The sequence below is a fragment of the Rhodopseudomonas sp. WA056 genome (assembly GCF_010906995.1).
Taxonomy (GTDB): domain Bacteria; phylum Pseudomonadota; class Alphaproteobacteria; order Rhizobiales; family Xanthobacteraceae; genus Rhodopseudomonas; species Rhodopseudomonas palustris_G.
Genome location: NZ_QPFS01000244.1, coordinates 1 through 1,424, shown reverse-complemented (window position 1 = coordinate 1,424; position 1,424 = coordinate 1). Strand labels below are relative to the sequence as shown.

The window sequence follows — 1,424 nt, the reverse complement described above, 5'->3', positions numbered from 1 at the left end:
GCTGGAAATTGGCGTTGGCCTTGAGGTCCGGATAGGCCTCGCCGAGCGCGATCAGCCGGCTGAGCGAGGCGGTCAGCGCGTTCTCGGCGGCCGCCATCTGGCCTGGCCCCTGCGCCGAGATCGCGGCGTTGCGCGCCTTGACGACGTCCTCGAGCGTCGAGCGCTCGTGCGCCGCGTAGCCCTTCACCGTCTCGACCAGGTTCGGAATCAGATCGTGCCGCTGCTTGAGCTGCACGTCGATGTCGGCGAACGCCTGGCCGACGCGCTGGCGCAGCGCCACCAGGCGATTGTAGGTCAGCAGCGCATACAGCGCGAGCGCGGCGACAATGCCGAGGAAAATCCACATATTGGCGGCTCCCATCCAACCAAGATCCTGCTCCGTCTCGCTGGAATATCAGGCGCGCAACAGGGCCCGCGCAACCGGCGCGGTCCCGATTGGTCGCCGCTGCAGGTGCGAACGTTCAATCGAGCGTATCGCCCCATGCCAGTCGCCGAAACCGCGCATAGGCCGGTTTGTCGCGGCGAGGCGCGACGGCGAAGTCGAGCCGGCCGCCGGGCATGCACAGCTTGGCGGTGATTGCCGCCTTGGTCTGTTCGGGCTGGGTCAGCACCCGCGCCGGCCGCTCCGGCAGGCCGGCGCGAGTCAGCACCACATAGCTGAACTTCTCGTCTTCGAACGGCACGTCGGCGGCCTTGAGCTGCAGATGCAGCTTCGAGCGCGGCAGTCGCTGCACGAAGTGGCACCAGTCCGGCGCTCTCAGCGGACAGGCGTTCTCATGCGGGCACGGCGAGATGACGCGCGCGCCTTGCGCGATCAGCCGGTCGCGCAGATCGAGGATGCGCTGGTAGCCCGCCGGGGTGCCGGGCTCGACCACCAGCAGCGTATCGGTGGTCTTGCGCCACAGCGCGTCGGCGAACGGGGCGCGCGCCGCGTCGGAGAGCTCGTTGATGACGTAGCTGGCGATCACCAGCGTCGCCTCCGGCGCATCGGCCAGCGCCTTGCAGGCGTCGCCGAGCCGGTAGTCGATCGCAGGCAGCCGCGTCGCCTCGGCCAGTTGCAGCGCCAGCCTGCGCAGTGCCGGATTGGCGTCGAGCAGCGTGAAATGTTGCAGCGTTTCGAACGCCTGGGCGGCGGCCCAACTCGCGGTGCCGGGGCCGGCGCCGACGTCGAGCAGCGTTGTCGGCGCGAAGCCTGGCCGGATCGCGTACATCGCGTTGAGGCAGGCGATCACCGCCGCATAGGTCGCCGGCATCCGCGCGCCCGCATAGGCCAGCGCGTCGGCCTCGCTGGTGATCGGCGCCGAGGTGCCGCCGCCGCGATAGGTCAGCGAAATCCGCTCCGCCCGCGCGGCCGCGTCGGCACGTTGCGTGCCGTGTAGCAACTGCTCCAGCACGGCTTTGAGATCGGCGGGGAGGGACGGGGG

At 69.8% G+C, this 1,424-nt stretch carries 2 protein-coding genes; both read right to left on the bottom strand.

Features of this window, described 5'->3' with window-relative positions; all coding sequences use genetic code 11:
* On the bottom strand, positions 1-346 hold a 346-nt coding region (locus DU475_RS23790), incomplete at its 3' end, for a LemA family protein (RefSeq protein WP_164633515.1).
* Positions 347-461: 115 nt separating this feature from the next.
* The coding region (locus DU475_RS23785) for a small ribosomal subunit Rsm22 family protein (RefSeq protein WP_164633514.1) at positions 462-1,424 on the bottom strand (963 nt) is incomplete at its 5' end.